This is a genomic window from Bradyrhizobium sp. ERR14, from assembly GCF_014198235.1.
Classification (GTDB): Bacteria; Pseudomonadota; Alphaproteobacteria; order Rhizobiales; family Xanthobacteraceae; genus Bradyrhizobium.
Genome location: NZ_JACIHD010000015.1, coordinates 15,384 through 28,814, shown reverse-complemented (window position 1 = coordinate 28,814; position 13,431 = coordinate 15,384). Strand labels below are relative to the sequence as shown.

Genomic DNA, 13,431 nt, shown 5'->3' with positions numbered 1-13,431 from the left:
ACGCCACACGTAGGAGCTACCGTTCGTGTGCCCGGACGGGCGAGCACGAATGCGGCCTACGTTTCTTCGCCAACGGACCGTTGGAAGGAGAATTCACTCGTGTCCTGAATGAGGAAGATCGTCGTAATTCGTGCAGTGCAGTTTCGAAGTCGCCGCTGAAATGTCCGCTTCCTCTAAGCGCGCCCTAACACGAGCGCCATCTGCATGACGCTGAGCGTCAATAGCAGCCGGGACAAAGTTGGCCGTTCGTATTGCCTCACCTGAGGATGTAACATTCCGTTTGACCGATGTAGCTCCGGCTGTCAGTCGAGGTTGCATCATGGCGCGCAGGATCGGAGGCACTGGGTACGTCGCGGAGGCCCATTACAAGCAGTGGCAGCCGCAGTCCCGGGATCACCGGCACCGCCGCACCTTTAGTAGGACGCGGGATGATCGGCTCGGCTGCTTTGCGTCTGAGCGATTTCGTTCTTCATCCAATCAGGTGAGCAGTTCGCTCCGCGGTTGCCGGGCCCTCATGTAGGTCGCGCTCTCGTCTGTTTTCGCGCTGGCGCGGCTACGGTTAGCGGCCAGTGCATAGGCTCGAAGTGTAAGCCAGAACGACTGGTCGCGAGCAGAGATCGAAATGCACACGTTCGGTGCAAGGCTGGATCTGGCCGCGGTCCGCATCGCCTGGACCTCCTAATCAGCTTTACCGCCAGGTGAATGCGATGCACGACGCAGACCTGCGCGCCGACTGGGAGGTCAGGCGGAACGAGATTTGGCTCGAAGTTGGTCGCATCAGACGTGGCAGATGCGGCCGCCGGTTTGTCTCCCTTGTTCGACCTTTGTCAGCTTCTCGAAAGCCAGCCTCTTTAACACTCAAACTTGGCCTCTCGATGACGAAGCCGATCATGTCTGAATTCGTAACGAACTTCAGCTCACTCCCTGCGGAGATCTTCAAGAGGCCTTTGTTCCCATAATAGAAGGAGAGGTTTATGGATCCGAGCCCGATCGACAATGCCCGTTCACCAGAGTCACCAACGGCGCACGTCTGGACACAAGAAGATCATGATTTGTTCAGTCAGATCATGAATGAAGCGGGACCATCATCATCTGCCGCACCTGAGGAAGCGGTAGATGTCTCGTTCGCAGCTCCCCAGAGATTCTCACATGGTTCGCAAATCGCACCTGACTTCATGGTCGAGAGGCTGTTCCACCAGGGTCTCTTGCCTGACTCGGACCAGCCGACGATGACCAATGAAATCCGAGGTCACCGCTACACGGCCGGTTTGGATGGGTCCAATCGCGTTCTTCTTGTTCATAACCCTGCGGAGGACCAAGTGGTTGGGGCCGGCCGGGCGGGGCTACCGGAATTCGGAGCTTTCTGGACGGAGCACCGGCGCTTTGGAACGCCGCTACCACAGCAATGGGCCACACCTGCCCTGATGGACAAGCTGCGCGAAGAAGGTTTCATGCCGACCGCTAATAACCCCACAACAATCCAGCTTAACGGAAGGGCGTACAAAGCCGAATTAGCCGAAGGAGGGTTCGTTAAGCTTACGCGGGTATGAGACGCAACCCGACGGTGAAGCGATCCGGACTGGAGCCCTGCTGTTACTACGGTTGTCCTTACCTGGATAGACAATTCACCGCTTAGCAGTGGATTGCTCGCGCCGCCAGTGGGTACGCATCATCGGACCCGCTGGCAGCCGCCGCGATGCACGGTCATACGGGCCATTTCGTCTGGGTGGTGCCGGACCCGTCATCCGGGCTGCAATATCACCCCCGTATTGCCTCATCTGAGGATGTTACTTTCGCTTGACCGATGTAGCTCCGGCTCTCGGCTAGTCGGAGGTTGCACCATAGCACGCAGGATCGGAGGACTGGAGTACGTCGCGGAATGCCCATTGCACGCGGCCAGCGTCGCACCTTTAGCCGTGCGCGGGATGACCGTCTCGGCTGCTTTGCGTCTGATCGATCGCAACAAGCGCTGCACGATGGTGTGCTGCGGCGGGCCGAACTGTCCGAGGTGTTGTTCAGCGAGGCGGAGACTTGCCAGCGCGCTCAGACGGGGCTTGGCCGCCAAACCAGCAGTGGGATTGCGCGAGCGTATCTATCGGATGGGAGTCCTGTCAATTGGCCCTACCAGATCTGGGCGTTTTTCAAGCAGCACCTCCACCGTAGGGTCACGGTCGATCGCACGCACATAGGCGTGTGCAGCCAGCTTCGAAACGCGGAAAAGAGCGCATGACGAACATCAAGCTTAGCTACCAGTCCATTGCGGATGCACGCGCACAGCGAACCATCGCCTATCAAAACACGAGAGGGAGAACGCTAGCCCCGAGTCGTCGAGGTTTCCAGATGATACGAGGAATGAAGCCGATTGCGCGGATGGTCGTAGCAATAAGGCGCGCGCTCGCCATGTACGATCTCGACCGGTGCTGCGCAATCTGGTGGCTCTATCGTCTCCATTTCGGAGTCACCCGCGACGTGATGTTGGGGCTCGCCGCGGTCACGGTTGCTCAGGAGAGATCCCGCTGCGGAATTTAGGAATCGTGGCGTCGAGCGCCTTCCATACGGGTTCGGCCGCGAACCTGCCGCAGGCTACGTGTTTGGCTAGCGGACAAAGGCGTTGCTCAACGCCAATCGCCTCACGTCTCTCCCAGCCAACAGGCCGCAAATCACATCGAGTACCGGCGGCCTACGCGGGGCACTGATGGTGCGAGCCAACGCGATCAGCAGGCCGCGAAGATCGGACTTTTGCTCGCACTTCACACCTAAAGTCGAAACTGTCGACGGATGATGCTGCCCATAGCCGAGTTGTGAGTGGCCGAACGGTGGCGCAAGCGACCGTCGAGGAATTACGTACTGCGACGATGAACAAGGCGGTCGCTGCGCAACATGCCGCCCTTACTAAGAACCGATTGTCAGGTTTGAGACGGACGTCCAAAAGTCCACACTTACATGGGTTGGAAACGACTGGAGAACCTCCAATTTTCAAGCGGCACGCTGCTTGCTCCATCGAAAGTCAGCGGACGCAGTTCCCGCATGCCCGCTCTTTGAAGCCGAGTATGCATCTTCCGAATGCTTCCACTCACCTAGCAAGGCGCCGAAGTCCGGCTGGCTAACTCAGGACAACTCCCATGAAAAATTCGCTTTTTCTCGCAGCGTCGCTATCCATGAGCTGTTTGATGGCCGCGGGACTGTCCCAGGCGCTAGCGCCTGCGAGCGGGGCTGAGGATCCTTTTCTTTGGCTTGAGGAAATCGAAGGGCCGCGCGCATTGGCTTGGGCTCGCACCGAGAACGGCAAGACACTCAGTGCGCTCCAATCTGATCCACGTTACCAGCGCTTCTACGGGGAAGCGCTCCACGTTCTTCAGGCCAAGGACCGGATTCCGTACGTCTCATTGGGACGGCGCGGTCTCGATAATTTCTGGCAGGACGAGAACCAGGTGCGCGGCGTCTTACGGCGTACGACGCTTGAAAGCTATCGAACCCAAAGCCCACGATGGGAGACCATTCTCGACGTGGATGCTCTGGCGGACGCGGAGAAAAAGAACTGGATTTATGAAGGGGCGAGCTGCCTTCCGCCCCAAGAGCGCCTGTGCTTGCTCCACCTTTCAGAGGGCGGAAAGGACGCTGTGTTCGTCCGGGAGTTCGACGCAGTCGCCAAAGCCTTCGTCTCGAACGGCTTCGAACTTCCCGAGGGAAAACAGCAGGTCACTTGGGTAAACAGCGACACAGTCCTAATTGCACGCGATTGGGGCGAAGGAACCATGACGCAAGCCGGTTACCCTTTCGTTGTGAAAGAGCTCAAGCGCGCTCAGTCGCTCGCGGAAGCACACGAGGTCTTCCGTGGCGAGCCGACCGATGTCGGGGCCACTCCATTCGTGCTGCGCGACAGTGAAGGCACGATCCATGCGACCGGCGCCGTCCGCAGCGTCAGTTCGTTCGAGCATGAGTATATTCTCTTTGGGTCCAAGCCGATTAAGCTCAATCTGCCAAAGAAGGCGACCATCGGGGGCATCGCGAGTGGTCGCCTGCTGGTGACCCTAAACGAAGACTGGAAGGCACCGTCCGGAGACACCCCCTTCTCAGCCGGCTCGATCATCTCGTATGACCTGGCCGAATGGAAGCAGGATCCGCTGCGCGCCAGACCCACGCTCGTTTTCGAGCCTGGGCCTCGACAAGCGCTCAGCGGATTCACCGCCACAAGAAACTTGTTAATCCTAACGATTCTCGACAATGTTCAGAGTAGGGCGCTCGTCTACAAGTACCATCGGGGCGCCTGGCAGGCCACGCCGATCCCGCTTCCAGAGAATGCGAGTGTCGGTCTGGCTGCGGCATCGCATGAAACGGACGAGGCGATGTTCACCGTCTCCAGCTTTCTTTTCTTAGCCCGACGATGCTCTGGTACTTCGACGCTGCAACCGAACGCCTTGAGACACTGAAGGCGTCACCTCCTAGGTTCGACGCCTCAAGACTTGTCGTCGAACAGTTCGAGGCAATCTCGCGCGATGGCACCCGCATTCCTTACTTTCTGCTACGATCCAAGAGCGCAAGGTTTGACGGATCAACTCCAACGCTTCTCTATGGCTATGGTGGGTTTCAAACTCCGCTCATCCCCTCTTACGCGGGCCTCACCGGACGACTCTGGCTCGAGCAGGGCAACGCGTATGTTGTCGCGAACCTGCGCGGCGGCGGTGAGTTCGGGCCCCAATGGCACCAGACTGCCCAAGGAGCAACGAAGCAGCGCACATGGGATGATTTTATCGCCGTCGCGGAGGACTTGATCCGGCGCAAAATCACTTCTCCCCGCAGGCTGGGCGCAGTCGGCGGTAGCCAAGGAGGCCTCCTGGTAGGGACCGCAATCACCCAACGACCCGAGCTCTTCAATGCGGCCATCTTACAGGTTCCGCTGTTCGACATGGTTCGGTTCACCAAGCTGGGCGCCGGAGCCTCCTGGATCGGCGAGTATGGCGATCCCACCATTCCCGAACAGCGCAAGTGGCTCGAGGCCTACTCGCCCTATCAGAGGTTGGTGCCAGGCAAGACCTACCCGGCCCCCTTCATTCTCACGTCTACCAAGGATGACCGCGTGCATCCAGCGCATGGCCGCAAGGCAGCGGCGAGGCTCGCTGCGTTGGGCCAACCGTACCTCTACTATGAGAATACCGACGGGGGGCATAGCGCAGCCGCCAATCTCATTGAACAGGCACGCCGGATCGCTTTAGAATATACTTATGCATTCCGGCGGCTTGTTGATGAGTGATGTCGAGGACTAAGATCTACTTCAATGATGACGCTTGGCGGACGACGTTACCGGCAGCGGCGTCAGCAAGCTCGTCTTTGCTCGTTCTCCGCAGACTATGGTATGTCCCTGGGGATGAATCCGAGCGATCAGCTACGCCCTCAGTCTCGCCTATCAGTCCGGGTAGGTCACTCAAGGCCGATTTCTCGTTAATAGCCACGAGGCAATTCGGGTGAATAGCCCTCAGGGCAAACCGGTGCGTTAGCCTCTCGATCCCGTGGCTAGCTTCATTGGCAGTGCCGATGCGGATAGGGACAGCGCCTTTCTCATCAAGTCCCCTCGATAGGCGCCAAGTCGCATCCGCGCTGCTTTCCATCTATTGCTCACCTGCGTTATGTCGCTCAGTCGTGCGATGCTGTATTTCTCTCGCATCACACAGCCTACAATTTAAGTTTGCAATCATCATCTAATTCGTTTTCGTCAATCCGCAGGATTCCCCTGTTGAAGGCTTACGGGAGTTCCACAAATGCACTCCGACAATCGACCGATACGCGGAGTGCGACGAACATGGCAGTACAATATGCAGGCGGAGGTATGGGCGGGCGCAAAGCACCGAATTCGCAATTTGACGCCACAGCAGACCTGCCCTCTAACGGGGCGGAGTATCTACGATGGTATGGTCCGCAACCGACAATGTCTCACTGTTCAGCAGCCTGAACCGTCCGGGTAATCCTGAAGTCGTGACGGCTGACAGCCTGAGAGCATGTCTGAGTGATTGCAGGAATTTCCGTGGCAAATTGAGCGGGTATTGATAGCCCACACGTACCATTGACCGACTGCGCAAGGCCTGTCAGTTGCGGTAAGCTATCACAGATACAGAGCCCTTTGGGGTTAAGGGGATGTGGCAGGGACAGCGCTATTGCTCCAGATCGATCAGCGCCGAGTCACCTTTCCGCTAGTTTCAACGGCAGTGCGTGGGCGGCGGCGATCAAGGTGAGACCTTAGCGACAATCAGGATAAGACTGCGCCGATGGGGACGGACCGAAGGGAGGGCGTAGCCCGACCGGAGGACCGTCCCATCGGCGTCGCGCTTTTCGGACCGATCTGGTGGCCGGGTGCGGCTGGTGCAAGCTGTTGATTCGTCTTGACAAGGAAGCAGCCACTTCGCTGGCCATCCATACCTTCAGACTGTCGACCGGCCACGCGGTCGGCGCCCGAGCCGGCCCGCGGGTATCCGCCGCAGATTTGGCCCCCGACGCCGCGACCGCCGGCCGACGCATCCGCGCCTTCACAGAAGGCGTCAATCACCACCGGCCTGAAGGCACAACTCACTGCATCCTTTGCGTCGTGATTGTCGATAAATGCTGCCCGTTGGGATTCCTGTAACGATTGGCGAGGCTTTGTAACAATGAAGCCATCTGGTCCGGATCTGATCGAACAGTAAATTCTCCATAGTTAGGGTCGAAAACCGTGGTCCTTCCATTCGAGGCTGACGTCGCCACTGTGTGTGCGCCGCCTTCGGCGAAATACAAGCTGAGCAAATGGTTCGATCCATCTTCGTTGATTTCGTTCACCATGCGCTTGACGTTCGAAGACTTGCCGAATGCGAATCTCTTCTCTTCTCCAGCCGGTTCCAAGCCTGCGTGCTCCAAAATGGTATTTTGTGCCTGAAGGTCGGCCTGAGAAGATCCTGCTCCCCTGCTCCGCAACTGATCCTTGAGATTTTGATATTGCTGCTGCCGTTCAGCCGCTGAGGCGTGCGTTTGCGATCCGGGTGTGAGCGCACTCATTCGGGTTGATGGGCTGTTGTTAAGATTGCGGAACCACTCCGCAGTCAGCCCAACGCAGATGCCGTCCACATTCGCATCACGCAGGTCGGCCGTTCTGTATTCAAACAATGAGGTGGCCGGACTCTCTGGAGAGGACGTACTGGGGTCGGAGGCGCTAGAAGTTCGAACGTTTGCATCCGAGGTATGTGGCTTGCTGCAGCAGGCCCCCATCTTGTCAGGCAGCTCCCCCGGTTGTGAGCTCCACTGAGGCGCGAGATCTGCAAGTGTTTCCGTAAAGCTGCCGCTATCCACCGACTGACTCGGTTCGTCAGCTTGTCTAGTGCATGCGGATGAGCCACTGATTCGATCATACACGACGATTCACCTTTCTGTGCTGCGCTAGTCTCTACGCATCAATTCGGGCTGCGTAGGCCCTGCTGCGAGGATACCCAGGCAAGCTGATGGCGAGCTGACGGGCAGCTGATGTCCAGCTTAGAAAGCGTTCCTTTGTCGGACTTCTGACAATGTCTGATGCGGCGCGGCGTAGCGCTGTGTCAGATCCTCCCGCGCGTCGGCTGCCGGATTCCGGAACGACATTGACAGGCTATCGCTGCGATGCCCTCGCGGCACGCCGCCGAGCGCCCACAGGGCGTTCTGCAAGCCCTCGGCCAGAGCGACGAAGCTTTCGCCGCCGAGCAAGACATGGGCATGCTCGAAGCTGGAGAACGCCAGCCGGAAGTGACAGAGCCGGTGATCGAGCGCCTCATACGCGCATGCTGCACCGGGTGATGGCGGAAGAACACTTTCCCGCGCCGTGGGGGCCGTTGATCGAGGCCATGGCGGCCATCCGCGCGCAGTACCAGACCTCGACCAGGCGCTACCGCAGCGACGCTGGGGGGAGGCTAGCGTGCGCCGGCCTGAACGCGCGGGAGGCAGCGGCGTGCGCGCGCTGCCGTCGGTCCGATCCGATGCAACGCCGCAGCCCGATGCGACGGGTGAAGCGAGCATGAGCGACGCCGCCCTGAGCCGGCGCAAGGGCGACCATCTGGACATCGTGCCGGTCGGCGACGGAACCATCGCCGATGGCGGCATAATCGCTTAATGGGCTTGGATAATCGTTGGCGGCTTCGGCGCGAATGGGTTGATGTCGTGGCTGGCGTCATCTTCCATCCGAGGTCGCGAGCGCCTCATGATGATTTCCAGATCGGCGCCGCAGTGAGTGCGGACAAACCGCCACCGGCGGATTGGCTGTCAATCGGCGTCGGACGGCGTCTCGGCGTCGACGTGAAGTTCGCTGGTCGACAGGGCGACGACGGCCGTGATCTTCCTGGGGTCGAACAAGACGGGCACCCGTGGTCGGCGTCAATTGAACGAGAGCACCCCTGCGAAGGCGGGAAGGGTTAGCAGCGATGTTGCGCGAATAATCTTTTCAATCAATATCCTGCCGGTTGCCGGCGAAAAATGCCTACTTCAAAGCGGTCTCGATCAAATTGGCCAGCCTGGCTCCCGCCAGGCCGGCCCGCGCTCGGGCCACGTTCTTGGCGTCGGTCTCGTAATCGCGCGTCAGGAGGGGCGGGTTCTTTCCCATACTGACCGGCGGCGCGAACGCGAACTGCTTTGCGAGATCGGCGCTCTCTTGAGCCCAAACGGCGGGATCGACGATCTGCGCCTGCGCTGGGTTGACGCCGACGCCCGACAATCCGTCCTTGTCGTCCGCGTCTAAGATCGCGCGATATGGCGAGGCGTAACCGCCAAAGATGGTATCCCAGTCCCACGGCCAGCGCCTTCGATGGCGTTGGACGCAAGGCTCCGCTAACTGATGCGGCCTTGCTCCATTTACTCGCTGGCGCTAACGATCGCCCTTCCGTCGGCGTAAGGGAGCCACGGTGAGCAACGCTCGCGAGTTTATCGATTTCTGGGTCGAGAACAGCGTTCACGCTGTCGAGCAGTATCGGACGGTTGGCGCGTCGCAGGACGTGGCCGAACTCACCCGGCGCCTTGTCGAGGCTGCCGAAGGGCAGGGTATTTCGGAAGCCGAGTTGCGGGCTGAGATCGGCGACATTTCCGACTACATCGAAGGCCGGCTCAAGGCTGCGAATAGGGCTGAGAACGAGCGGCGTAAGCCTGCCTAGGCAACCTACAACTTGGCGAGGAAAGCCCTTGCTATCCAGAGTAGCCCTCCGGAAACCAGGCCGCGCTCGCTACTCAGCCACTTTGTAAACGTCGCAGGCTTCAAGCTTTAGTTCTTCGAACGTTCGCTGCTGCTCAACGGGGCACGAGTCCAACACTTCCGCAGTCCATCCTTCCGAGACTGCGGCGAGGACCAATGTCAGCGCCTGACTTGGCTTGGCCGGCGCAATCCAAACTTGAGCTTTTGAGTCGTCCGCCGTCACATCAACGATGGTGAACGAGTTCCCGAACGAATTCCGCCATGATCGGCAATCGGACGGCGAACTAATGGTTTCTATTCGCGATAACTGGCCGGTGTATCCCAGTGAGCCACTTTGATTGTGGGTTGGCCCTAGCTCATGAACACCTACTCCTTCCCGCGCATTATCTCGTCATGAGGGCAGATGAGCATCTAGGAAAGGCCGAACACCACCGACCGCCAAGGGAGCTACCGAGGATGGATCCAACCGCTACCATCTAAGCGAATGGAACAGACTCTGGTCTGCCCTGGAACTACCTGACTTGGTAGCTGCCCAAGCCGCGTAGCTGGTGTTAAGTAGGCTTGAGCGAGGGGGCCGATCGAACTCCGTGGATGCTGTGCAGAGCCTCCAGTTCAGTCCGAGGTCGTCCGCTTGTTTTCACGCTCTCTAAAGCGGTCGGGGCGAAGCTTGGCAGATGGAATGGATATGCAACAGCGGAGCCCGCTCCCGAATGGTGATCGACCGGCCGGCCATTTTCGGAACACCGCTTACGTGCTCAATAAGAGCAGTCCCTATTTCGATGCAGCTCACGCGGCCGGCCCCACGGTCGAGGGACGTTCCACGACAGGCGGGCCTTTGTTTTGGGCGCCGGTCCACTGTTCGACTTCGAAGGCAACTCCGAATTGTTAAGGCGAGCATCCTCGGCGCGTCCGCACGGTAGGATGAATATTCCTGGAGAGCGCACTGATGCCGACTGGGATATGCACTCATGGTCGGCCAGCGTATCCAGAAAAATGCTTCAACGTCGGTACATTGGTGCGACGGCTTGGCAACTTCGTCCACCAAGATTGCGTTGCCGCCCGAACGCGCCGCTTCATCAGGCGCGGGCCCGGATCGCCGCACAGCATCGAAGTGCTGGTCTCTCCTGAGCAGGTACCCGTCTTGGAATCCAAAACTAACAAACAAAAACTTCAGTATTGAGGTGCTGGGACAAAATTGAGGGGGAATAATGTCTGACGCTGCGCTAGATCGCACACCGAATGTCACGGGCACCAAGACCTTTAGCATAAACTACGGATTGTTCGCGTTCGCGGTCGTTGGGCTGACGATCCTCTACATCTGCGCGCGGCTGTATCAGCAGGCTTTTGGTTTCTCCATGGGACTCGATGCGAGTTCACCTGAATTTGGCGAATACTGGATGACGCTCTTCAAGATCGAATTGCCGGTGTTGTATGGCGCGGGCGCGCTCTGCTGGACCTATCTCTTCCTGACGCGTGACAAGAACATTGAGGCCATCACGCCCGAGGTCGAGTTGCGCAGTTACTTTTATCTGACCATGTGGCTCGTCGTGTACAGCTTCTGCATCTTCTGGACAGGCAGCTTCTTCGCCGATGGAGATGGAGTCTGGCATCAGACGACCCTCAGAGACACGCCGTTTACTCCCAGTCACATAATTCTGTTCTATGCAACCATTCCAATCTATCTCTTCTTTGGCGTAGGCAGCTTTGTTTACGCAATGACCCGCATTCCGGCCTTCTGCAGGGGGATCTCGCTCATGCATGTCTTCGCCGTAGTGGGGCCTTTCCTCATTTTGCCGAATCTCGGTTTCAACGAATGGGGGCACGCTTACTGGCTCACCGAAGAAATCTTCTCCCACCCGCTGCATTGGGGTTTCGTGGTTCTCGGATGGTGCGCACTCGCGCTGGCGGGCGTCCTGATGCAGATCGTCGGACGATTTAGAGAACTCGTTCCGATTGTATTCAAGCAGGATGCAGCGAGAGCGTGACGAAAGCACCTCTGCTACACGTTGGAAAATCGCGGTGCGGGAAGCCGTGCGACAACAATACAAGCCAACAGCCTTTCCCGGACAGCGATCCAAGTCCGGGAAGAGCAGGTAAACCCTAGGGAGAGGAGTCACCTCAAATTACCGACATAGATGCAGTGGCGATTCCGAAAGGGAAAGCTGGCCCCAAGGGTGAGACGGTCATTTCTGTCTCCGGCCTAACCCCCAAGGCAGCAAGATACTCGCGCATATTCGACTTCTTGGTCGTGGCGGCGGTGGTGCCCCTCTTTGCGGGAGCATTCCATCTGCACGTGATGCTCACGGTCGGTGATTGGGACATGTATGTCGATTGGAAAGACCGGCAATATTGGCCCCTTGTCGCACCCATCTCCATGATCATGTTTCCTGCTGCTCTGCAGGCGATCTTCTGGGTCAACTTCCGTTTGCCCATCGGCGCGACGGTTGGCGCGACAGTGTTGCTGATCACCACGTGGCTCGGACGTTACGCGAATTGGTGGATATGGACAGGCTTCCCGTTCACGGAAGGCGTGCCGTCACAGGTGATCGCGGGCGCATTGTTGATGGATATGGCCTTAATCGTCCTTCGCAATAGCCTGTTCACATCCATCGTCGCGGGCTTTGCGTTCGGATTCGTATTCTGGCCATCGAATTATTCCGCTTTGGCTCCGTTCTATCTCCCAGTCGAGCACCAAGGAATGGTCGCGTCGTTGGCCGACATGATCGGTTACACGTTTCCGCGTTCGAACATGCCCGAGTATCTGCGTATCATCGAGCGCGGTACGCTCCGGACTTTCGGTAGCTCGGTTAGTTGGGTGTCGGCGGCGTTCGCGGGCTTCATCTGCATATTCATGCACCAACTTTGGTGGCAGCTTGGGCGTTTTGCGTCCCAGACGACGTTCCTCAAGAACGGCGATGTCGTCAAATCCTTCATGGGTATGAAAAGCAGGCCAGCGTCCTAAAGCGAATAAGCACAGGGAACACGGGTATGTTGGCGCAACTTATTAAACTCGCTGCCGGTTGGCTTGTTGCCTTCACTGCCGGAGTGTCTAGCGCAGCCGCTCATGGCGAACGTGCTCAGGAGCCATACTTGAGGACCCGGACGGTACAATTCTACGATGTCTACTTTTCCAAAACTGACGTGAAGGTGAACGAGCGGTTCGAGCTAACGGGAAAATTCAGGCTGATGGAGGACTGGCCGGACGCAGTTACTCCACCGGATATTGTTTTCGTGTCGAGCGTATCGCCCGGACCGACAATTGCCAGGGTGGAAACATACCTCAACGGTGAGCCAGCGAGGCAGTCTTTCGCTAAGCTGGAACTTGGCCGCGACTACGATTTTCGAATGGTTCTTGAGGGGCGTACACCGGGCAGCAGCCACATCCATCCCTCGATCTCGATCAAGGGATCTGGCCCTCTGGTGGGACCGGGGCAGTGGATAAACATCTCGGGTGATGCGCATTCGTTCGCGTTTCCGATCAAGACTATGACTGGACTGCAGATCGACGACTTGCAGACGTTCGGGCTGACTAATGCGATCGGATGGCATGTGGCTTGGCTGGCCGTGGCTGCGGCTTGGTTGTTGTTCTGGTTGGTTCGCCCACTGTTTTTGCCTCGATGGCTTGTTCTGCAGAAGGGCAGGGAGGATTTGTTGGTTTCGTTGAGGGACACCGGGGTCGGGATTATAGTGGCGGCGATCGTTCTCGTCATGGTCTTCGGCGGTTATGTCCGAGCCAATCAGGAATATCCATATAATGTGCCCCTCCAGAGCGGGTTGAATAAGGTCGCGCCGCGCCCGGCAAGCCCTGCTGACGCAGAGGTCAAGGTCATATCGGCCACCTATGAGGTGCCGGGCCGTTCGATGAGGTTAGCGACCAGGATAACGAACAAAGGGTCGGAACCTCTTTCGATCGGCGAGCTTACGACCGCAAACATCCGCTTCCTCAATCAGGGGCTCCCAGCGGCAGTAGCCAATGTAGATCCGACCTACCCAAGGGATCTCGTCGCACGCACAGGGCTTGAGCTCAGTAGTGATACGCCGATAAATCCTGGTGAGACGAGAGAGGTGCTCGTCGAGGCAGCGGACGCCGTGTGGGAATTGGAGCGCCTTGTCAGCTTCCTCACCGACGTCGACTCCAAGTTCGGCGGGTTGTTGCTCCTCTACACTCCTAATGGGAAACGCGTCATAGCGGAGCTAGGCGGACCAATCGTGCCCGTATTCACCGAACTCAAGTAAACTTGGGTGCGCGAATGTCGCGACGA

At 58.3% G+C, this 13,431-nt stretch carries 11 protein-coding genes and 1 pseudogene; 9 read left to right on the top strand and 3 right to left on the bottom strand.

All coding sequences use genetic code 11. The features are described from left to right. Positions 1-974 precede the first annotated feature (974 nt). From GGD62_RS29900 to GGD62_RS41085, 4 genes are all read left to right on the top strand, one after another. The gene (locus tag GGD62_RS29900; RefSeq protein WP_183711723.1) at positions 975-1,550 is read left to right on the top strand and encodes a hypothetical protein; all 576 of its coding nucleotides are present in this window, start codon (positions 975-977) and stop codon (positions 1,548-1,550) included. A gap of 676 nt (positions 1,551-2,226) precedes the next feature. Beyond that, a complete protein-coding gene (locus GGD62_RS41095; RefSeq protein WP_246800347.1) occupies positions 2,227-2,529 on the top strand; it encodes a hypothetical protein in 303 nt (100 codons plus the stop codon). Positions 2,530-3,122: 593 nt separating this feature from the next. After that, positions 3,123-4,430 (top strand): hypothetical protein, encoded by a 1,308-nt coding sequence (locus GGD62_RS41090; RefSeq protein ID WP_246800346.1) that lies wholly within the window; start codon positions 3,123-3,125, stop codon positions 4,428-4,430. After that, positions 4,385-5,251 carry a prolyl oligopeptidase family serine peptidase gene (locus tag GGD62_RS41085; RefSeq protein WP_246800345.1) on the top strand — a complete coding sequence of 289 codons (867 nt, stop codon included), beginning with the start codon at positions 4,385-4,387 and terminating at the stop codon, positions 5,249-5,251. Before GGD62_RS41090 ends, GGD62_RS41085 begins: the two co-directional genes overlap by 46 nt. A gap of 1,307 nt (positions 5,252-6,558) precedes the next feature. Here GGD62_RS41085 and GGD62_RS29885 read toward each other — a convergent pair. Continuing rightward, positions 6,559-7,128 carry a YopT-type cysteine protease domain-containing protein gene (locus GGD62_RS29885; RefSeq protein WP_246800344.1) on the bottom strand — a complete coding sequence of 190 codons (570 nt, stop codon included), beginning with the start codon at positions 7,126-7,128 and terminating at the stop codon, positions 6,559-6,561. 414 nt (positions 7,129-7,542) lie between these two features. Further along, positions 7,543-7,764: pseudogene (locus tag GGD62_RS29880) on the bottom strand (IS21 family transposase); the annotation flags it as partial. Positions 7,765-7,906: 142 nt separating this feature from the next. Here GGD62_RS29880 and GGD62_RS41915 point away from each other — a divergent pair. Continuing rightward, positions 7,907-8,101 carry a hypothetical protein gene (locus GGD62_RS41915; RefSeq protein WP_210317990.1) on the top strand — a complete coding sequence of 65 codons (195 nt, stop codon included), beginning with the start codon at positions 7,907-7,909 and terminating at the stop codon, positions 8,099-8,101. A 363-nt stretch (positions 8,102-8,464) separates the two neighbouring features. On the opposite strand, the gene GGD62_RS29870 is transcribed toward GGD62_RS41915, so the two are convergent. After that, positions 8,465-8,698, bottom strand: coding sequence for a S1/P1 nuclease (locus GGD62_RS29870; protein WP_183711719.1), 234 nt, complete (start codon positions 8,696-8,698; stop codon positions 8,465-8,467). 187 nt (positions 8,699-8,885) lie between these two features. Here GGD62_RS29870 and GGD62_RS29865 point away from each other — a divergent pair, with 187 nt between their 5' ends. The 4 genes from GGD62_RS29865 (at position 8,886) to amoB (ending at position 13,405) form a co-directional block, all read left to right on the top strand. Then, positions 8,886-9,131, top strand: a complete 246-nt coding sequence (locus tag GGD62_RS29865; protein ID WP_183257884.1) for a hypothetical protein — start codon at positions 8,886-8,888, stop codon at positions 9,129-9,131. Positions 9,132-10,377: 1,246 nt separating this feature from the next. After that, complete coding sequence (gene amoC / locus GGD62_RS29860; RefSeq protein WP_183711717.1) at positions 10,378-11,154, top strand: bacterial ammonia monooxygenase, subunit AmoC; 777 nt, start codon at positions 10,378-10,380, stop codon at positions 11,152-11,154. A gap of 155 nt (positions 11,155-11,309) precedes the next feature. Beyond that, complete coding sequence (locus GGD62_RS29855; protein ID WP_183711715.1) at positions 11,310-12,131, top strand: methane monooxygenase/ammonia monooxygenase subunit A; 822 nt, start codon at positions 11,310-11,312, stop codon at positions 12,129-12,131. 26 nt (positions 12,132-12,157) lie between these two features. Beyond that, positions 12,158-13,405: a bacterial ammonia monooxygenase, subunit AmoB gene (gene amoB, locus GGD62_RS29850; protein WP_183711713.1), complete on the top strand. Its 1,248-nt coding sequence runs from the start codon at positions 12,158-12,160 to the stop codon at positions 13,403-13,405. The last annotated feature ends 26 nt before the right edge of the window (positions 13,406-13,431 follow it).

Coding starts and splice junctions, on each gene's coding strand:
- GGD62_RS29900 (WP_183711723.1), top strand. CDS start 975: ATGGATCCGAGCCCGATCGACAATGCCCGTTCACCAGAGTCACCAACG.
- GGD62_RS41095 (WP_246800347.1), top strand. CDS start 2,227: ATGACGAACATCAAGCTTAGCTACCAGTCCATTGCGGATGCACGCGCA.
- GGD62_RS41090 (WP_246800346.1), top strand. CDS start 3,123: ATGAAAAATTCGCTTTTTCTCGCAGCGTCGCTATCCATGAGCTGTTTG.
- GGD62_RS41085 (WP_246800345.1), top strand. CDS start 4,385: ATGCTCTGGTACTTCGACGCTGCAACCGAACGCCTTGAGACACTGAAG.
- amoC (WP_183711717.1), top strand. CDS start 10,378: ATGTCTGACGCTGCGCTAGATCGCACACCGAATGTCACGGGCACCAAG.
- amoB (WP_183711713.1), top strand. CDS start 12,158: ATGTTGGCGCAACTTATTAAACTCGCTGCCGGTTGGCTTGTTGCCTTC.